General features: G+C 68.6%; 18 protein-coding genes. 12 read left to right on the top strand and 6 right to left on the bottom strand.

Annotated elements, in window-relative coordinates:
* Positions 1-616 precede the first annotated feature (616 nt).
* The gene (locus ABZ877_RS32460) at positions 617-1,150 is read right to left on the bottom strand and encodes an EF-hand domain-containing protein (protein WP_361078621.1); all 534 of its coding nucleotides are present in this window, start codon (positions 1,148-1,150) and stop codon (positions 617-619) included.
* A gap of 320 nt (positions 1,151-1,470) precedes the next feature.
* On the opposite strand from ABZ877_RS32460, the gene ABZ877_RS32455 reads away from it, so the two are divergent.
* A complete protein-coding gene (locus ABZ877_RS32455) occupies positions 1,471-1,635 on the top strand; it encodes a hypothetical protein (RefSeq protein WP_361078619.1) in 165 nt (54 codons plus the stop codon).
* 544 nt (positions 1,636-2,179) lie between these two features.
* Entirely contained in the window at positions 2,180-2,422 is a 243-nt protein-coding gene (locus ABZ877_RS32450; protein WP_361078617.1) for a hypothetical protein, read from the top strand.
* A 129-nt stretch (positions 2,423-2,551) separates the two neighbouring features.
* Here ABZ877_RS32450 and ABZ877_RS32445 read toward each other — a convergent pair whose 3' ends face one another.
* Complete coding sequence (locus ABZ877_RS32445) at positions 2,552-3,427, bottom strand: LysR family transcriptional regulator (protein WP_361078614.1); 876 nt, start codon at positions 3,425-3,427, stop codon at positions 2,552-2,554.
* A 128-nt stretch (positions 3,428-3,555) separates the two neighbouring features.
* On the opposite strand from ABZ877_RS32445, the gene ABZ877_RS32440 reads away from it, so the two are divergent.
* Positions 3,556-4,554 carry an NADP-dependent oxidoreductase gene (locus ABZ877_RS32440; protein WP_361078611.1) on the top strand — a complete coding sequence of 333 codons (999 nt, stop codon included), beginning with the start codon at positions 3,556-3,558 and terminating at the stop codon, positions 4,552-4,554.
* 33 nt (positions 4,555-4,587) lie between these two features.
* Here ABZ877_RS32440 and ABZ877_RS32435 read toward each other — a convergent pair whose 3' ends face one another.
* On the bottom strand, positions 4,588-4,962 hold the full coding sequence (locus tag ABZ877_RS32435) for a helix-turn-helix domain-containing protein (protein ID WP_361078608.1): 375 nt from the start codon (positions 4,960-4,962) through the stop codon (positions 4,588-4,590).
* A gap of 82 nt (positions 4,963-5,044) precedes the next feature.
* Between ABZ877_RS32435 and ABZ877_RS32430 the strand changes: the two genes are divergently transcribed.
* From ABZ877_RS32430 to ABZ877_RS32395, 8 genes are all read left to right on the top strand, one after another.
* The gene (locus ABZ877_RS32430) at positions 5,045-5,455 is read left to right on the top strand and encodes a RidA family protein (protein WP_361078605.1); all 411 of its coding nucleotides are present in this window, start codon (positions 5,045-5,047) and stop codon (positions 5,453-5,455) included.
* A 1,284-nt stretch (positions 5,456-6,739) separates the two neighbouring features.
* The gene (locus ABZ877_RS32425; protein WP_361078631.1) at positions 6,740-7,897 is read left to right on the top strand and encodes a serine hydrolase domain-containing protein; all 1,158 of its coding nucleotides are present in this window, start codon (positions 6,740-6,742) and stop codon (positions 7,895-7,897) included.
* Between the two features lie 264 nt (positions 7,898-8,161).
* A complete protein-coding gene (locus ABZ877_RS32420) occupies positions 8,162-8,827 on the top strand; it encodes a maleylpyruvate isomerase family mycothiol-dependent enzyme (protein ID WP_361078602.1) in 666 nt (221 codons plus the stop codon).
* 182 nt (positions 8,828-9,009) lie between these two features.
* Positions 9,010-9,411: a DUF3592 domain-containing protein gene (locus ABZ877_RS32415; protein ID WP_361078599.1), complete on the top strand. Its 402-nt coding sequence runs from the start codon at positions 9,010-9,012 to the stop codon at positions 9,409-9,411.
* Between the two features lie 410 nt (positions 9,412-9,821).
* Positions 9,822-10,931, top strand: a complete 1,110-nt coding sequence (locus ABZ877_RS32410; RefSeq protein WP_361078597.1) for an NAD(P)H-binding protein — start codon at positions 9,822-9,824, stop codon at positions 10,929-10,931.
* Positions 10,932-11,357: 426 nt separating this feature from the next.
* Positions 11,358-11,768: a DUF1622 domain-containing protein gene (locus ABZ877_RS32405; RefSeq protein ID WP_361078594.1), complete on the top strand. Its 411-nt coding sequence runs from the start codon at positions 11,358-11,360 to the stop codon at positions 11,766-11,768.
* Positions 11,769-12,394: 626 nt separating this feature from the next.
* Positions 12,395-13,138: a hypothetical protein gene (locus tag ABZ877_RS32400; RefSeq protein ID WP_361078591.1), complete on the top strand. Its 744-nt coding sequence runs from the start codon at positions 12,395-12,397 to the stop codon at positions 13,136-13,138.
* A 641-nt stretch (positions 13,139-13,779) separates the two neighbouring features.
* Positions 13,780-14,103: a hypothetical protein gene (locus ABZ877_RS32395; protein WP_361078589.1), complete on the top strand. Its 324-nt coding sequence runs from the start codon at positions 13,780-13,782 to the stop codon at positions 14,101-14,103.
* Between the two features lie 110 nt (positions 14,104-14,213).
* Here the strand turns inward: ABZ877_RS32395 and ABZ877_RS32390 are convergent, their stop codons facing one another.
* Positions 14,214-15,113 (bottom strand): SDR family NAD(P)-dependent oxidoreductase, encoded by a 900-nt coding sequence (locus ABZ877_RS32390; RefSeq protein ID WP_361078586.1) that lies wholly within the window; start codon positions 15,111-15,113, stop codon positions 14,214-14,216.
* Positions 15,114-15,392: 279 nt separating this feature from the next.
* Here ABZ877_RS32390 and ABZ877_RS32385 point away from each other — a divergent pair, with 279 nt between their 5' ends.
* On the top strand, positions 15,393-16,007 hold the full coding sequence (locus ABZ877_RS32385) for a TetR/AcrR family transcriptional regulator (protein ID WP_361078583.1): 615 nt from the start codon (positions 15,393-15,395) through the stop codon (positions 16,005-16,007).
* 230 nt (positions 16,008-16,237) lie between these two features.
* Here the strand turns inward: ABZ877_RS32385 and ABZ877_RS32380 are convergent, their stop codons facing one another.
* Positions 16,238-16,921, bottom strand: coding sequence for an ABC transporter ATP-binding protein (locus tag ABZ877_RS32380; RefSeq protein WP_361078580.1), 684 nt, complete (start codon positions 16,919-16,921; stop codon positions 16,238-16,240).
* The gene (locus tag ABZ877_RS32375; RefSeq protein ID WP_361078578.1) at positions 16,918-18,006 is read right to left on the bottom strand and encodes an ABC transporter permease; all 1,089 of its coding nucleotides are present in this window, start codon (positions 18,004-18,006) and stop codon (positions 16,918-16,920) included. The genes ABZ877_RS32380 and ABZ877_RS32375 overlap by 4 nt, the downstream gene beginning before the upstream one ends.
* Positions 18,007-18,179 lie beyond the last annotated feature (173 nt).

Genomic DNA, 18,179 nt, shown 5'->3' with positions numbered 1-18,179 from the left:
ATCCGGGACGTGGACCGGCCCTTCGGCGGGATCACCTCGGTAGCCCCGAGTGCGATCACCGAGACGGGCCGGCAGGCCGAACGCGACTTCCTCAAACACAGCTCCGCGGCCGAGGTCCCGTGCGACGCGCACGGCAACCGCCGCGCCACCACTCCTGCGTGACCGAGCCGCAGCGCGCGCCCCGTCGTCCACCCGTATGCGGCCGCTGGGGGCAGTCGTTGTCGGCCGGGGTCTGCGAGACGGTTGGGGTCTGGTGGCTGTCGGCGGATGCAGGGGTGGCATGGGCAGGGCGGCAGCGGTCAGGGCTGCCGCTGCGAGAAATGGACGCGCAGGGAACTTCCGTGGGCGGGCAGGGAGGAGGACGACGGTGCCAGATTGTCCCCTGCACCCCGCACGGGCAGACGAAGCTGACGACGGACCACTCCAACGCTTCGACGGCGACCCCGAAGCCCAGGCTGCGTGCCGTGGTCCTGACCGACGCCGGTGGCTGCCTGCGCCGCGTGGGAGGGTTGGGAGATCACTGCCTTGGTGATGAGGACGGCGCCGTCCGTGCCGCTGCGCCACGTGCCGGACAGTTCTGTCTCCTTGAAAGGGCGTTGTCCCTGGCAGGGATGGGTCAGGGGGTCGAGAGGGTGCGGTAGGCGGCTGCCATGGGAGAGGAGCCAGTGGTGATGTAGTCGTGGATGCCGGCGAGGTAGTCGTCGCGGTCGATGAGACCGTCCCCGTCGGTGTCGAGGGCGTCGAAGGCTTGGCCGGCGTCCGACTCGGTGTTGCCGGACGCCATGCGCAGCCGGGCGAACTCCTGCCGGGTGAGCCGACCGTCGGTGTCGTGGTCGGCGACGTCGAAGAGTGAGCCGAGGGCCGTCCGGCAGGAGCGTTCGAAGGCGTCGTGTCCGGCCCAGGTGCGGTACTCCTCGAAGGTGACCCGTCCGTCGTGGTCGGTGTCCATGTCCGCGAAGACTTCCTCGTGCGCGGCGCGGGCCGTGTGCACCACGGGGTCGTCGGTGCCCCGGCCCATGGCGGCTGCCGCGCGGTCGACCCGCGCGAGGTATTCCGTGTGGGTGATGGCGCCGTCGCCGTCCCGGTCGAGCATGGCGAAGATGCGCTGCTTGGCCGCGTCGGTCGTGGTAGCAGTGGCTTGCTCGGGCATGGTCCTGTTCCTGTCTGCTGCGGGGGCGTGGGACGACACCGCCGAGATCATCACGTGCGTACGCCAGCCGGTCGCCGACCCACCCGCGGCTCACCCCAATTGCTTACGCGCCCCATGGCAGCCGCCGCAGTGCAGTGCGGGCGGAGCCACGTCATCACCTTCGAAACCACGGGAAGTGGGCAGGGACGGCGTCACCCTCGCCGCTGAGCTGAACTGGAGACGGTGCGGGCAGGCACGCTCCCGAGGTCGCTCCCGTCCGGGCCGTCCAGCAGGATCGGGCACGACTTATATGCATCGAGGAACGGGCAGCCGCGGCTGGGATGGAGGGAAACGAGTACGCCCGTCAGTTCCTGGCCGATGAGGCCAACGACCTCCCCCACGGCTTCCTGATCGCCGGCGAGTGGGCCGACCACTTCGACGACCGGTTCGGCGCTGACGGCCAGGGCGCCGCCCCGTCCACACGCAAGAGCGGCCGCGCCACGTGATCGTCCACATCGACCGGTCCCGGTTCCTTGCCCTGGCCCGCCGCACCCTGCGCGGCGACCCGAAAGGAACTTTCGCCGCCATGGTCGCCACCGCTTACCTGAGCGCTTCGGGACTGTTTGTCACGTCATCGCCAAGACCGCCGCCTTGGCGGAGTGCATCCACCGCGGTTGCGTTGGACGTGCGCGCCACCGCCGCACAGATCCGCATCTGCTCACGGAACTGAGCAAGCAACTGCCAATACGGATTCGCTCCGTGAAGGCGACACCGGACATCTCGACCACCGCGGAGAAGCTTCCCGTACCTCCCCCCTGTAAGGCCACCGGCACGAGTTCGCCAGGACACCAACGCTCCTGATCATGGGCTCTCCGGCCAGCGAATGGGCGCCGCACTCCGACCACGCCACTCCTAAAGGTTGTCCCGCAATCGTCTACGAGCTGAGAAGTCTCCGTGTGGCTGAGGTGACGCATGCCCCTTGACTGCTTGGTGAGCCATGACAAGGGTGTGGCGAAAAACCGGACAAGAGGCCAAGGAGAGGATGAGGGCGTGACCCATCTCGTCGCTGAAGTGGCCGAAATGCAGGTCTTGGCGAGGGCGGCGGGCATCGGTATGTCGGCCTTGGGTGTGATTCTCCTGATCGTGTCCCTCCTTGTGCCCAAGGTGGTTCGCGAGGAGCGGGCAAAGGGTGACTTGCAGGCAGCTTCCAAGGTTAGGAGAAACGGGCTGATTGTCGCGGGCCTCGGCTGCCTCCTGTGGGGCGGCGGCGTTGCCCTCTACTTCGGAAACTGAGGGGTGCTCAGAAAGGTTTAAGAGCTGGTGCAGGAGTTACGGGACAGCTCTTAGGTAACGGAACATCAGATCACACCGCGACGAGAATGGACGCAAGGTGAAAGCGGAGCCACCCGCGCGTGGTCCCAGTCAGGATGACGACGCGTTCAGAGCGGCCTTCGCGGCCAGATGGAGGTCTTCGATCAACGGGTTCAGGTCGCCTTTGCGGCTGACCAGGACGACCTGGCTGGCGGGAGCGTCACGGACCGGGACGGTGACGAGGCCGGGACGGAGTGAGCTGCGCCGGTCGCCGACCGGGAGCACGACGATCGCCTTGCCGCTCGCGACGAGTTCGAGTTTGTCCTCGTAGCTCTCGATGGCCGGCACACCGGCCCCGAGAACTTGGTAGGAACCCCCGTCAGCGGTCCCGAACGCGCACGGCGCCACCTCCTCGCCGGCCAGTTCCGCCGTACTCACCGATGTGCGGTCGGCCAGCCGGTGGCCGTGGGGGACCACGAGCACCCGGGGCTCCTCGTACAGCGGGGTGATGGTCACGTCGTCGGTGGCGAGCGGCAGCGGCGCCCGCGCGACCAGGGCGTCGACGCGCTTGTCGGACAGGGCCACGACATCGCGGCAGCTCAAGTACCGCGTGCTGATCTCGGTGCCGGGGCGGCGGCTGCGCAGCTCCCGTACAGCGGCGGTGATGACCAGATCCTCGACGTAGCCGATGGCAATCCGTTCGGTGCGCACATGGTCCCGTACGACCTGCTCGGCCCGGTGAGCGGCTTGCAGCAGGGCACGGGCCTCGGGGAGGAACGCCTGACCGGCCGGGGTGAGCCTGGCGCCCTGGGGCACGCGGTCCAGCAGCCGCGTGCCGAGGTGCTTCTCGAGCCGTTGGATCTGGCGGCTCAGCGCGGGCTGGGCCACGTGCAGCGCGGCGGCCGCCCGACCGAAGTGCTGGTGCTCCGCCACGACGGTGAAGTAGCGCACGAGCCGCAGTTCCAGGTCCTGCCCGAGGTCGTTCATGTCCTCAGCGTACGTGTGATGCCGTTTCGGAATGGCGTGGTTGCCGAACGGGTCTTGGACGGGCTCGGCGCCTCGGGCTTTGACTGGTCGAGCAACGTTTCCCGAGCGACGAAAAGGCGGCAGACGCGATGAAGGCGATCCAGATTCATGAGGCGGGCGGCCCCGAAGTACTTCACTACGACGAGGTGCCGACTCCCGACATCGGACCGGGGGAGGTGCTCGTACGAGTGCGCGCCGTGGGTCTCAACCCGCCGGACTGGTACCTGCGCGAGGGGATGAAGGTCATGCCGCCCGAGATGCGGCCGGCGCTCGACTTCCCCCTGATCCCGGGGACGGACATGTCGGGCGTGGTCGAGGCGGTCGCTCCGGACGTACGGGAGTTCGCCGCCGGTGACGAGGTCTTCGGCATGCTGCGCTTCCCCGGCTTCGACGGCCGGACCTACGCCGAGTACGTGGCCGCGCCCGCGTCGGACCTCGCCCACAAACCGGCAGGTGTCGACCACGTGCGGGCCGCCGGGGCGCCCATGGCCCTGCTCACCGCCTGGCAGTACCTCATCGACCTCGGCCACGACGTGCCCTCTCCGTTCACCGGGCGGGTGCACCAGCCGGCGCCCCTCACGCCGGGAATGACCGTGCTGGTCAACGGGGCCGCCGGGGGAGTGGGCCACTTCGCGGTGCAACTGGCCAAATGGAAGGGGGCCCGCGTCATCGCGGTGGCCTCGGGCCGGCACGAGGACTTCCTGCGTACGCTCGGCGCCGACGAGGTCATCGACTACACCAAGGCGCGGGCCGTGGACGTGGTCGACGACGTCGACCTGGTGATCGACGCCGTCGGCGGTCCGGACAGCTCAAGCTTGCTGACCGTGCTCAAGCACGGCGGCACCATGCTTCCGGTGTTCTTCGCGGAGTACGCCCCCGAGGAGACGACCAAACTGGGGGTCAGCGTCTCCAACATCCAGGTCCGTTCCAACGGCCCCCAACTCGCCGAGATCGGGCGCCTGCTCGACGACGGCACGCTCCAGGTCGGGGTCGACAGCACCTACCCGCTGTCCGAAGCGGCCGCCGCCCACGCGCGAGCCGCGCGGGGCCACATCCAGGGCAAGATCGTGCTGACCGTGGCCTCGTGATCGCCACGGCCGACCGGTCCTTCCGGCGCGATGTCAGCGATCGGCCTCTTCTTCACGCGCGTCGAAGTCCTCGCGTGCCCGGTTGATGGCGGGCATGTGCTGCGAGGCCCAGGCCAGCAGCACGTCGATGGGAGGGCGGAGGGTCTTGCCGAGCGGCGTGATCGCGTATCTGACCGCAACGGGACGGGTGGAGATCACCTCGCGCTCGATCACGCCGTTGCGCTCGAGACGCCGAAGGGTCGCGGTCAACGACTTCTGCGTGACCTGGGGAATGGCCCGCCGCAGTTCGTTGAAGCGGCACGGGCGCTCGCACAGCTCGTTGAGGACGCTGAGCGACCACTTGTCGAGGATCTGGTCTAGCAGTTCGCGGTGGGGGGCGTCGATGTGGAGTTCGTCGGCGGTATCCATGGCGAAACCTGGTCTCGTTGAAGTGTCTTTTCTGCACTAGGTAGCTTGAAGATACCGAACTGAACGCGGAGGAGAGCACCCCATGACTGTTCAGCACTTCACACCGGACGGCATGATGCAACCGGTTCCGTACCATCACGTCGCCGTGGGCACCGGGACCAAGCACGTGCACGTCAGCGGCCAGATCGCGCGCCAAGCCGACGGGACCCCGGTCGCGGTCGGCAATCTGGCCGGTCAGGTTGCCCAGGCGCTGCGCAACACCGCCGTCGGGCTGGCGGGCGCCGGTGCGACGTTCGCGGACGTGCTGCGCCTGACGTTCTACGTGACTCAGTGGTCCCCGGAGAAGGTCGGCGACTTCATGGCAGGGGTGGAGGCCGTCGCTGAGGAGACCGGCCTTTCGCTCCCCCTGCCTCCGGCCTCTCTCATCGGTGTCGACTATCTCTTCGAGCCGGACGTACTCGTCGAGGTCGAGGCGACAGCGCTCCTGGACTGAATCCCGCGCCTTGCCGGCTCGGCCGAGATCCACTGGTACGGCAGCTCGGCGGGCCTGAGGATCGACCTGGGGCGTATATCTCGGGGGCGGGACGCCGAGGTGGCGGGTCGGGTGGGAGTGCGGCGGGCGGCGGGTGGATGGACTGCGGAGCGCAGGCCGTCCTTCCGTGACTGGCGCCGGGGTCGGCGCAGCGCGGCCTCGCGTGAGAGACCTGATTCTTGGTTTCGAGCACCGCTCGGGCGGTGCGTCGAACGGGGGTCACCGGGCCGCCGGAGCCGCGGCATCTGCCCCTGCCCCAGTCTCGTTGGTTTTGGACGGATGCCGATGCGGGCCGGCGGCGGCCTGGGTTCGGGCGCGAGGCGTCCGGGTGGCGCATCGGCAACGGGGCCTCGGCGGCGCTGGGTCACAGCATTAAATGTTCGTCGCAACACCTTGATCGGAAGGTGGAGTAGTGGGCTCTGTGAAGCGGCCAAAGCGGCTTCGTGCCTATCAGGAGTTGATGCCGTCGCCGGGCCGGCCGTCGACGGTCTCCGGTGCGCTGCGGCGCAATGCCCCTGGCGGTGCGGCGCTTCGCCTGCGCCCGAAGGTCCGCCGCTATTTCCGGCCTGCCAAGAAGCCGCGTAGCCCCAGGCCGCCCAACTCGTTCACACCTGCGCCCGAGCCATGACCTGACCCGAGACCCCGACGCATCGTCCGCTGGATCATGTTCAGCTCTGCATGCCAGGCCGAGAGGGCGCCGAGCTCACCATATGCTGCTGCAGGACACCTGTGAACTGACGGAGGGATCGGACACGGTGAGCGAAGCGTTCTTGCTCGTCTGCGACGACCTGCCGCATACCGTGGTCCTGACTGACGCCGGCCCCCGGGCCATCGAGATCGTGCAGCTGCTGCACCGGCGAACCGGGCAGGGTTGTGGCGCTGCAAGTCCCTTCTCATCGTCACAGGACCCCGGATAAAGCCTGAAGTCCTCCACCTTCGCGACCACTTCAACGGCTTCCTGGATGAGTGCTCCGCGCGATCCGTGCACGGAACCGGGCGTGGACGACGCAAAGGGTCCGACCGCGCGGTCGTCAGCGGATCCCTGGGCGTGTCGGCGACGGTTGAAACGCCAGGACGTTCTGGTTCGCAGTGACGGGCCCCCTCTGCTTCACGCCCTTCACGATGCGTCTCCTGTCCACGGTGGTGCTGGCTACACCCCGTTTTCAGGTGGTACCCCCACTGATCTTCGCGCCGGATACAGACATCGTTTCAGGTATCGATCCGTACCGAAGAGCGAGAGGTCCCATGCCGAATATCCGCGCCCCGAAACTGCGCAGCAAGCTGCTCCTCCTTGCCGCAGTGGGCTTGATCAGTGCCACCACCCTGACGAGCGCGGCCGTGGCGGAGCCGCCGCAGGACCGGCCCCTTCAGGACAGCCTCAACTCTCTGGTGAAGCAGCAGAAGTTCCCGGCCGCGCTCGCCTGGACCAGCAAGGAGGGACGGCAGACTTCCCTGGTCGCCGGTTCCTCCCGCCTGGGCAAGCAGGTCCCGGTACCCCGTGACGGTCAGGTCCGGGCGGGCAGCAACACGAAGAGCTTCACCGCGGTCGTGGTCCTCCAACTCGTCGCTGAGGGCAAGGTCGACCTGGACGCCCCCATCGAGAAGTACCTGCCGAACGTCGTACGCGGCAAGGGCATCGACGCCAACAAGATCACCGTCCGGAACCTGTTGCAGCACACCAGCGGCTTGCCCAACTACACCGAGCACATCGGGCTCGAGACGTTCGAGAAGGTGCAGCACAAGTTCTTCCAGCCGCATGACCTGCTTGCCGCGGCTCTCGCTCATCCCGCGAAGTTCCCTCCCGGCGCCAAATGGGAGTACAGCAACACCAATTACCTGATCGCGGGCATGCTGATCGAGAAGATCACTGAGCGCCCTGTTCAGGAGCAGATAACCCAACGCGTCATCAAGAAGGCGGGGTTGCGGCACACCTACTGGCCTCAGCCGGGCGACCAGACGATCCGTGAAGATCACCCACACGGGTACGCGCTCGGCAACCCGGAGACAGGCAAGGTCATCGACGCGACCGAGATGGACCCGTCCTGGGGCGGAGCCGCCGGCCAGCTGATCTCCACGCCGAGCGACCTCGCGAAGTTCGCCCGCGTTCTGCTCGACGGGCGGCTGCTCCCGGCCGAGCAGTTGGCCGAGATGCGCAAGACGGTCAGCGCGCCCTTGCTTCCGGGGTGGCGGTACGGACTGGGGGTATTCAGCATCCCGCTGAGCTGCGGCGGCAGGTACTGGGGGCACGGCGGTGACATCGACGGGTTCGAGACCCGCGGCGGCGCCACCGACGACGGCCGCGCTGTCGGCCTCGCGGTCACCGCCCTGCCCGGAACGTTCGGCGACCCCGAGAAATCCGCCGATGCCGTCATGTCGGCCGTGGATACCGCCTTCTGCAAGTGATGTCGGGCAGCGCTTGGTGATCAGACGGCTCGATGATGTGGATGAGAGTCGGCAACGCTGAGAATGCGCTGCGGAACCTGTCACGCCAACCGCGGGAGCGACACCCGTGCGCTCCCCGGTTCGGGTGCTGGAGAGAGAAGGTCGCTCACTGGCGATGACTTTGCTCCGGCGCAGAGGTCTTGTTCGTGACCACCCGTGCCGGACGCTCACCTGTTCCGGCCCGGGAAGATGTAGACCGCCGACCGTGACAGGAGACCTGCCCGTATGACTGATCCGAAGCTGACAGCCGACCGCACCCGTAGATCCGGGATCTGGTCCTTGATCCACACCGAGCGGGCGGCGCTGGCGGCCGATGTCGCAGATCTGACGGGCGAGCAGTGGGCGACGCCTTCGTTGTGCTCCGGCCTGACGGTGCGTGAGGTACTCGCGCATCTCACTGCGGGCGCGAGCCTGAACACCGTGCGCTGGCTGGCGGGAGTGATCCGCTGCCGATTCGACTTCGACAAACAGGTAGCCATGCGGCTGGCCGAGCAGCTGGGCACGACCCCGACGGAGACCCTGGAGCGGTTCCGGCAGATCGTTCCGAGCGAGACCAAACCTCCCCTGCCTGCCATCGCCATGCTGGGCGAGACGATCGTGCACGGAGAGGACATCCGGCGCCCGCTGGGTATCTGTCGTGACTATCCGATCGAGGTCGTCACGCTGGTGGCCGACTATTACCAGGGCTCGGATCTCGTAGTGGTTGCCAAGAAACGTATCGGTGGACTGGAACTCGTCGCGACTGACGGCCCGTTCACGACCGGTTCCGGATTGCGGGTGTCCGGCCCCACCCTGGCTTTGGTGATGGCCATGACCGGACGCGGAACGTACTGCGACGACCTCGACGGCGACGGTGTGGAACTGCTGCGCAGCCGCTGCGGGCCTGCGTGAGCTGATGCCGTGGGCCTCCTGGCCAGTGGCTGCCCCGGAGGCTTACAACACCCCCTATGAGCAGCGGGCGGCACAGTGGTCGGAACGGGGCGATGACTCAGTAGCGGGGTGCGGACGGTCGAGACGCCGGCTCTTGATCGCTTGATAGCGCCGTGTTTCGATTGCTTGCTGCCGCTTGAGCCGTGAGGACAGAGACATTGGGTTGGGATCTGCTGAGGTTTGTGCCGGCCCTGGTGTTCTTCGCGGGTGCCGGGCTCTTCTACAACAGGCGACGTCTGCTTCGTCGCCGGGGCCTGACGGTGACGGGGCGCTGCGTCGACAGGCGGTGGCAGGGGCAGGGCGGGCCGTCGTACGTGCTCCACTACGTTGCGCAGGACGGCCGTCAGCGTGTGATCATCGCTGGGGCGAAGGAGGTTCCGCCGGGCACGCGGGAAGGCAGTGAGGTGATCGTGTGTTACGACCCCAAGTCGCCGGAGCGGGCGGAACCTTGGCAGGTCACGCACGCGCCGCTGTGGCGCCGTGGCTATGAGCTAATTCTGATGGGCATGGGCGTGGGCGCTGTCGTTTACGCGGTCTTCGCCTGATGCGACGCACGACCGACGGTCCCGGTGGCCTTTTCACGCTGGCCGGTCCACTCTGAGCAGTGCCGTTCGGACGCGAAGGAAGAGTGGAGCGTGCTGCCGTCGGCCGGGCCAGCCTCTGCTCCCCGCCAGCATTGAGCGACCTTGGCCGACGGCCATGGCCTGGCCGCTTCCGTTGCGCGAGTCCCCGACAGCCGTGGTCCCCTTGCGGGGGTGTGGGCGTCGAGGGAGTGCACCCTGTACCTGTCCGCGTACGAGACCGGCGCACGCGTTACGCCCCACGAGGTACATGAGGTGTGCGCCGAAGCCGTGCGGCGCTGGGACTACGACCAGTACCGCGCCGCGGCGTTCAAGGCCCCCTCTGTTGCTCCGCTGCGGAACCGGACGCCCACGCCGATCGCTTCGAGGTAACCGTGGCCACCGCCTCCTTCATCGAGGAGCCGCACAGTCAGCTCTGGCAAGACCCGAGCACCCAAGCTTTCAGCGTGCCCGTCGAGCGCCGAACGAACGACATCGTCGCTACCATCGCGGGTGGCCGGATCGACGAACGAAAAAACTCTTTGATGAGCTCGGTGCCGGTGGCCGAGGGTGTGGCCGTCATAGCGGCCACGACTGTCGGTCGCACGCAGGGTCGGGCCGCACGAGGGCGGGAGCCGTGGCCTGGCGGTGACGGCCGCGCGACGAAGGGGTTGTCCATGATCGTGGTGTCCGCTGCCTCCGGTGGCCTGGGCCGACGGGTCGTCGACCATCTGCTGGCCCGGCGCCCCGCTTCGCAGGTCGCCGTCGCCGCACGTACCCCGGAGCGGGTCGCTGATCTCGCGGCCCGGGGTGTCCAGGTGCGCCACGGCGACTACGATGCGCCCGACACACTGCGCTCCGCGTTCGAGGGTGCCGATCGCCTGTTGCTGATCTCCTCACCGGAACTCGACCCCGCCCGCCGGATCAAGCAGCACCAGGCGGCCATCGATGCCGCCCGCGCCACCGGCGTAGGGGCGGTGGCCTACACCAGCTTCCTGGAGGCCGATACCCGGTCGGACGGTGTCACGTCGGCGCACCACGCGACCGAGCAGGCGCTGAAGGCCAGTGGTCTGCCCCACACCGTGTTGCGCCACCCCTTCTACAGCGAAGGCTTCCTCCGGCCGGCCCTGCACAGCGCTCTCGCGTCGGGGGAGTTGCGGGACGCGACGGACGGGCGCGGTCTGAACACCGCCTCACGCGCCGATCTTGCCGAAGCCGCGGCACACGTTCTCACCGAGGAGGACCACGTGGGCGGCGCCTACGACTTCACCGGCCCACTGTGGAGTTACCCCGACCTTGTTCAGGCCCTCGCCCGCGTGTGCGGGCGGCCCGTCGCCCATCGCTTGGGACACGAACGCGCCGAGGGGGTCCAGGGTTGGCTGGAGGAGCAGATCCGCTCCGGCGTTTTGGAACGTCAGACCGACGACCTGCGGCAGGTCCTTCGACGGGCGCCCGCCACCCTGGACGAGACGCTCACCGAGCTCCTTGCCGACACCTCAGGGTAGGCGCGACCGCGACGGAACGGAGGACGGATCGGGTGCGGCGGTGGAGTACACGGTGTGTCTACCGCGGATGCTCGATTCCTACGCCGCACGGTACGGCGCTGGCGGGACGGTCCTCGGCATGGCGTCGGCCCTCTTCACCTTCATGTTCATCGTCGTGGCATCGGCGGCGCTGGGACGGGAGATCCGGGACGAACTGGCTCTGATCCGCCCGGGGGCAGCACCCTCCCCGCCAGACGAGGTACGCCAGCAGCGGGCCGGCATCGTCGAGCAGACGCGGTCACGGTGGCGCAAGGTGCGCCGGCACCGCCCTCCTTCTCAGTCCAACAACCCCGGCCGACAAAGTGGCAGTTCCTCTGCCTTGCGGTACCTATGGGCGGCGCGATTGTGCCCTTGCGCTTCGTGTCTGCGGGGGTGAGCCTGCCCGTCATGAGCCCGCTGGCACAGACCCCGTCCGAGCCGGCCCTGCACGATCTGGTCGGCTGGCTGGTCGGGCTGGTGGAGTGTGCGGGCGCTGTAGTCATCTTCACTGGTGCGGCCTGGGCGTTCGCCCAGTTCGTTCGGGCCGGTGTGCGCAGGGGCGGCATGGCGGGTGAGTTCAGCCGGATCAGGCTCGGACTGGGGCGCATCCTGGTGTTGGGCCTGGAGTTTCAGCTCGCCGGTGACGTGCTGAGCACCGCGGTCGCGCCGAGTTTCGCCGAGATCGGCCAGCTGGCCGCCATCGCCGCCATCCGGACCGCACTCAACTACTTCCTCGGCCGCGAGCTCGCCCAGGAGCGGGCCGAAGGCACCTCGGGCGGCAGGACGCCGACGCATGATGCCGGGAAACGGCGGGCATGAGCCTGCGCCTGCAGGAGATCCGCGCCGTGGTGTCGGGCAGACGCAGCGGTGCCAGGCCAGGCCAGGAGGCGGAGGCGGAGGCGGAGGCGGTGGTGAAACGGCCCTGCGCCACGTTCCGGGCTGTGCGACGGGCGGCCGTCCTTCGGAGATCGCGAACATGGCACGAGCGGGAACCAGTCGGACGGCTGCCCGACAAAAGGGCAGACGCTCGGTCCCTCGTCGGGTGGAGGCTGGGCGGGTGCGCCCGGCGTGGCTGTCGGCGTCCGGATCGCCTTTCCGACGACACCGAGCAGTACCACGCGCACCACGGTGTCGGGGCGACCGTAACCCCCTACACCCATCCGGCGTTGCCCCAGACGCCCCGGACGCTCACGCGCGGCGGGACCTACCGGGGCGGCGGACCCGTAAGCCCACGCGAAGGCCGTCGGCACGCTTTCGGCCGGAAAGGGGAGAAGTCGTTGTGGAGGGTGGTGGAGGGCGCCCCCATTGTCAGGCGGGCGGGCAAGTCGGGGGCGGTAGTCCGCAGGTCACACCTCGATGGAATTGGGCGGATCGGTTCCGTCCGGGGCGCGTGGCGTGCCACGGTGAGGCAGATGGCAGGGAGACGGCTGAGGGGGAAAGCCACCATGGTTCGCGCTCTCATCACGCTCACCGCGGTCGCACTTGTCTGGCTCATGCTACGGGTGCTGCACTATCCCGGCAGGTGGGAGCACATGTTCGCTGGCCGGCACCGGCGACTGCGTCACTCGCTGGCCGAGGCCCGCGCCACCGTACGCGCCCTGCATGCCCGCCGATGTTTGGCGATGCTGCGGGCGCACCACGGCGTGCTCCAGGCACGCTCTGAGCACCGACGCCGTATCGCCCGCCTCGAAGCGCGACGTGACCGGCTCCGTGATCCTGATCCGGGGCCCGTCGAAGACACCCTCGGCCCCGTCGTACGCCACGCGCACGTGCTGGCCTACGACGGTCGGCGTCTCGACCTGGCCGGCCTGCGGCTGCACCACGAATCCGATCGCTTCGCATCCAGGTTCTACCTCTACATCACCGAAGCCGACGGCACGCAGCACGTGGAGCCTCTCGGGGACGGCCAAGGTGACGAAGAACGGATCCGGCAGTTCTGCGTGGACACACACAACGCCGCCGTCAAAGAGATCCAACTCAGACTGCATCGTGACGACGACATCCGGGCGGTAGAAGCGGAACTCGCGAAGGCCCGCTCGGCGACCGGAGCCATCGAGCAGGCAGAAGAAGACCGCGAGGCCACCCGGCAGCAGCACCTCAACCACCCCCGCCTGCCACGGGCGCGCAAGACCCTGGAAGAGGCGCGCGACGCCTGGCAGGAACGCACCGGACACAGGCCTCTGTTGTAGGCGACGGGGCGAGAGAACGCGTAAGGCCGTACTGCCGAACAGACGGCGGGCGAGGCTGCTGGTGGGCGCTGACCGCCTGCACCCATCAGGTCCTCCGCCACCGACTACGCATCATGACCTGTGATGCGCCGCGTGGGTTGCCGAGCAGATGCAGTTCTCTTTGAGTCCGGGTGCCCCCGGTGCTTTGCCCGGGCCGGACGCGGGCGACCGTCCCTGACCGTGTTCCGGCCCGTAACACTGCAGCTGCCCGGCCCACACCACAGGCAGGTGACGGTATCTCCTCGAACGAACTGGCAGATGGCAGACGAGCAGGGCAGGTCCCGTCAACGGAACGAGGCAGAGCGCGGCGCGCACTGTGCCCCAGCCCGCCTGGCCCGGGTGCGACGGCTTCCACGACGGATCAAGCGCCTGCCTCACAGGCCCCAGCCGGTGTGCGCGTCCGGTTACCCTCACCGCCTGATAGCCCCTGCCGCGCGAGTGTTGTGCGGGTGGGTGTGCCGGGCTGTGGCAGGGGTCTGTCGATTGCGTCCGGGCTCGGTTATTCGGGTGGGATGTCGCCCCTGACGTCGGCAGACGTGCCGGTAGCGGGGATCGGGATGACGGCAGGCAACACATCCCACCCGCACCAAAGGAGCAGCATCATGTACGTACTCGCCAAGGTAGGGGGCGCCGTGACTGTGGCGCTCGCCCTCACCGCCGCCCCGGCCGCCGCGTCCACGGCGGCCGGACCGACGATGCAGGGACCGCACCACTACGGCTACGTGTGCCCTAACCTGGGTGTCAGCGGGAGCAACGTGGACGGCCAAGGCTGTAAGACGTTCGGTAACGCCCCGGAGTGGGACAGGGTCTCCAACGCGGTCATCAGGTTCGCCGACAAGGGCGGGCCCGTCTTCAGATGCGCTGTTGTGTTTGCCCAGGTACCGGATGTGTGGGGGACTGGATGCGTGCCCGAGAAGACTCACTGACCGATCGGCCGGGGACCCGGTAGCTCAACGGGGAAGAGGTGGTGACGGCCTCCGAGGCCGTCACCGCACCCGACGCGAGGGCGGCGCTGACTTCACCCCCGCCCCACCGGTCACGCAAGCGGCGTGACTTCGTCCTTGAGGCTCCCTGCGGACTCGGGTGCGGATTTCGGGTTCCGGGACCGGTGGCTCATTGCGAGGATGCCGTCCATCAGTCGAGTCGGCAGGAAACGTGCGAGGGGAATGACGAAGGCGGCGTCCCTGCCGAGGGTGTACCGGGCGCGCGGGCGGGGCGTGGTCGCCACCCTGGCGATCTTGGCTCCTGCTTTGGCCGCCGGTAGGGCGCGTTGCAGGAAGGCTGTGTTGGACGACACCGTCGCGTTGATGAGGGCGCCGTAGAGACGCTGGTGCTCGGCGCTCATTGCGGCGGCGAGTTCGAGGGAGATGTCTCCGCTGCGGGCAGCCATCTCGGTCCGGACGCCACCGGGCTGGACGACGACCACTTGCACGCCGTGCTCCGCGACCTCGCGGCGCAGGGAGTCGCTGGCCGCTTCGAGGGCGAACTTGGTGCCCGCGTAGGCCCCGAAGACGGGCAGCGCGGCTACTCCGCCCACGGAACTGATGTTGACGATTCTGCCTTGGCTCCGTCGCAGGAGGGGCAGGAGCCTTTGGATGACGGCTATGTGCCCGAAGAGGTTCACCTCGAACTGCTCGCGCCACACGGTGAGAGGGAGCACCTCGACGGGGGCGTTGATCTCGATCCCCGCATTGTTGACCAGGACGCGCAGGGCGCGCTGCTCAGGGTCGTCGGCGATCCGCCGGGCCAGGGCCTCGATGTGTTCCGGGACCGTGATGTCCAAGGTGACCGGTTCGATGCCGTCGGCCCGGACGGCGTCCGCCTCGCTGTCGGTGCGTACCCCGGCGAGGACGTGGTAGCCCCTTGCTGCGAGGGCCTGCGCCGTCGCGGCTCCGATGCCCGACGAGGCGCCGGAGACGACGACGAGTTCGTTCACCTTCCGCGGGTTCTTCCGCGGGTTCTTCTGCGGGTCTTTCCGCGGGTCTGTCCGTGGAAGGCTCACAGCGGCGGGTCCTTTCAGGGAGAGCCAGGGGCGCCGACGCATCGCGACGGAGGGCGGTCTCCGCCGCCGCTTCCCCCTCCGTTAACGACGACGGTGCGGCCGTTCAGGCCGGGAAGGCCGGGGAGGGCGACAGGGGAAAGCTGAACACGACACGACGGTAGTCATTGACAACATTGTTGTCAATGGAAACATTGTGCTGAGTAGGCTGGTCCCATGCCTGACACCACCGAGCAGCGGCCCTACCACCACGGCAATCTCCGCACGGAGCTTCTCGACGCGGCGGAGCGCAGCCTGAGGGCGCACGGGGTCGAGCAGCTCTCCCTGCGGGACCTGGCACGGGACATCGGCGTGAGTCACGCGGCGCCGCGCCGGCATTTCGCGGACCGCCGCGCGCTGCTCGACGCCCTCGCCGAGTCGGGCTTCATACGCCTGGGCGCGACGCTGCGGGCCGCGGTGGATGAGATCAACGATGACGACGCGCCCGCCCGCCTGCACGCGTACGTGTCGGCCTATGTCCGGTTCGCGACCGAGAATGCCGCGCTGACCGGGCTGATGAACTCCAGCAAGCACCGCCCGGGGGCGACCGCGGTCGCCGAGGCCGCCACAGCCGCGTTCGGCCAGATCAGTGACCTGATCGAAGAGGGCCAGGCGCGTGGCGAGTTGGGGGAGGGCGACCCGGAGGACATCGGACTCATCCTCTACGCCACCGTCCTGGGGATCACGTCCATGCTCAACAGCGGCATGGTCGAGGCCGGACGGCTCGAAAAACTCGTGGACACCGCGGTGACACAGTTCCTGCGAGGAGCCCGCCCGGCGGAGCCGCGCTGACCGGACCGACTGGGCGGGGCGGCGTAGAGCGCTTCGGCGGTGAGCCCGGCGCGCGGCGAGGCGGTGTCTCGCGTGCGGGATGTGTCGGCGCGGTCCGGGGCCGGTGCTCAGTGGGCGCCATTCGGTCGCCGCATGGTCATCCCCCCGGCGTGGGAGTTCTTCTTGACTGCCCCGGGCTGTGCGCTACGGCCTGGGCCAAGGTGCTCCTGTGGCTCGTGCAGGCCGAGGGCTCATCGGTTCGTGGCCGGGAGGCGCAGGCGTCCGTCGTGGACTTCGGCGATCTGGTCGACGGCGGTGAGGTGGGCGCGGTCATGGGTGACCAGGACCGTGGCGGTGGCCTGTTCGTGGGTGAGGCGGGTGATGAGGTCGAGGACGGCACCGCCCCGTTCGTGGTCGAGGGCGCTGGTGGGTTCGTCGACCAGAAGGACGGTGGGATCGTTCATCAGGGCGCGGGCGATGTTGACGCGCTGGCGCTGGCCGCCGGAGAGCTGGTGGGGGCGGCGGCCGGCCTGGCCGGTGAGACCGACGGCGTCGAGGAGTCCCATCGCGTGGTCGCGTGCGGTGCGGAGGCTGCGGCCGTCCATCTGGGCCATGACCTGGAGTTGTTCGACGGCGGTCAGGGACGGCAGCAGGTTGGGCTGCTGGAAGACGATGCCGATCCTGCGCCGGCGCAGTTCGGCCAGTTCACCGCGGGTGAGACCGGTGGTGCTCCGGCCGTCGATCGTGACGGTGCCGGTGTCGGGGGTGATCAGCGTGGCGGCGACCGCGAGGAGGCTGGACTTGCCGGAGCCGGAGGGGCCCACCACGGCGGTCAGGCCGCCCCGGGGGACCTCCAGGCTGACCTGGTCGAGGGCGGTCAGACGGGTGTCGCCGTCGGGGTAGGTGAGGGTGATGTCGGTCAGGGTCAGGCTCATCGGACGCTCCCCAGGGCGGTCAGCGGGTCGACGGAGGTGATGCGGCGGATGGACAGGGCGGCGCCGAGCGCGCCGAGGAGGATGATCACGGCGGCTGGGATCAGGACGGTGGCGGGGGTGAGGAGGAACGGCACGGCGCTCCCGGCCACGAGTGCGCCCAGGACGGCGGCGATGCCGGTGCCGGTCAGCGTGCCGCCGACGAGCAGGACGACCGCCTGGCCGAGGGCGTCCTTGAGCAGGCCGGCGGTGGAGGCGCCCAGGGCCTTGAGAACGGCGACGTCGCCGCTGCGTTGGATGGTCCAGACGGTGAAGAAGGCGCCGATGACGAGGGCGGAGATGGCGAACAGGAAGCCGCGCATCAGCTGCAGGGAGCCGTTCTCGGAGGTGTAGGAGCCGATCGCGGACAGCGAGTCGTCGGTGGAGACCGTCTTGGTGCCGGCCTGACGGTCGGTGGCGTCCGTCTCGGCCTCGGCGGTGGTGCTCAGGGCGATGACGGTCGCAGTCGGGCCGTCGTGGGTGCCGGTGGGCGGCGCGGTCTTGTGCCAGGTGTCCAGACTGGTCCAGATCACCGGGGTGTGGCTGTAGTGGGCGTCGCCTTTGACAGCGACCACCTTCAGAGGCCGACCCGCCACGGTCAGGGTGTCCCCGGCTTCGACGCCGAGGTCGTCGGCGGCTGCGGTGGACAGCACCACCGTGCTGCCGGTGATCCGGTCGCTGTCCGGGGCGAGGCGGGAGCCGGCCTCGACACCGAAGACCGAGACCCCGGTGCTCTTGTCTCTTGCGGTGGCCTTGGTCGTAGTGATCCCCAGCGGCTCGGCGCTTTCGACACCGGGCGCCTTCGACCACATCTTCCACTGCTGTTCGGTGACGGTGGAGTTGGAGTACGACAGGTTCTGCCCGCCGCTGGGAGCCTGGAAGGCGATCCTGTCGGCGGGCAGAGACGTGATCGCGGAGATGTTCTGCCGGCCCAGTCCGGCCGTCAGCCCGGACAGCAGCCCGACCAGGAGGGTGATCAGTACGATGACGGTCCCCATCAGGGCGAAGCGTCCCTTGGCGAACTTCAGGTCTCTCCAGGCGACAAACACGACCTTGGCCTGTCCTTTCCGGCGGGTGGAAGCAGCTATGACCCCACCCTCGCCGCCGGCCCCCTGCGTACGCGTCTGACGCAGGACGGCACTCGGCGGTCCGAAAGACGGCACGCGAGTTCTAACTTTTGATGGAGGCCCTTCCGACGTCGGCTTTCGTAACCTGGGAGCAC

This window comes from Streptomyces sp. NPDC046939 (assembly GCF_040644575.1).
Taxonomy (GTDB): domain Bacteria; phylum Actinomycetota; class Actinomycetes; order Streptomycetales; family Streptomycetaceae; genus Streptomyces.
This window is presented reverse-complemented; position numbering and strand designations above follow the sequence as displayed.

Coding starts and splice junctions, on each gene's coding strand:
- ABZ877_RS32460 (WP_361078621.1), bottom strand. CDS start 1,150: ATGCCCGAGCAAGCCACTGCTACCACGACCGACGCGGCCAAGCAGCGC.
- ABZ877_RS32455 (WP_361078619.1), top strand. CDS start 1,471: ATGGAGGGAAACGAGTACGCCCGTCAGTTCCTGGCCGATGAGGCCAAC.
- ABZ877_RS32445 (WP_361078614.1), bottom strand. CDS start 3,427: ATGAACGACCTCGGGCAGGACCTGGAACTGCGGCTCGTGCGCTACTTC.
- ABZ877_RS32440 (WP_361078611.1), top strand. CDS start 3,556: ATGAAGGCGATCCAGATTCATGAGGCGGGCGGCCCCGAAGTACTTCAC.
- ABZ877_RS32435 (WP_361078608.1), bottom strand. CDS start 4,962: ATGGATACCGCCGACGAACTCCACATCGACGCCCCCCACCGCGAACTG.
- ABZ877_RS32430 (WP_361078605.1), top strand. CDS start 5,045: ATGACTGTTCAGCACTTCACACCGGACGGCATGATGCAACCGGTTCCG.
- ABZ877_RS32425 (WP_361078631.1), top strand. CDS start 6,740: ATGCCGAATATCCGCGCCCCGAAACTGCGCAGCAAGCTGCTCCTCCTT.
- ABZ877_RS32420 (WP_361078602.1), top strand. CDS start 8,162: ATGACTGATCCGAAGCTGACAGCCGACCGCACCCGTAGATCCGGGATC.
- ABZ877_RS32405 (WP_361078594.1), top strand. CDS start 11,358: ATGAGCCCGCTGGCACAGACCCCGTCCGAGCCGGCCCTGCACGATCTG.
- ABZ877_RS32400 (WP_361078591.1), top strand. CDS start 12,395: ATGGTTCGCGCTCTCATCACGCTCACCGCGGTCGCACTTGTCTGGCTC.
- ABZ877_RS32395 (WP_361078589.1), top strand. CDS start 13,780: ATGTACGTACTCGCCAAGGTAGGGGGCGCCGTGACTGTGGCGCTCGCC.
- ABZ877_RS32385 (WP_361078583.1), top strand. CDS start 15,393: ATGCCTGACACCACCGAGCAGCGGCCCTACCACCACGGCAATCTCCGC.
- ABZ877_RS32380 (WP_361078580.1), bottom strand. CDS start 16,921: ATGAGCCTGACCCTGACCGACATCACCCTCACCTACCCCGACGGCGAC.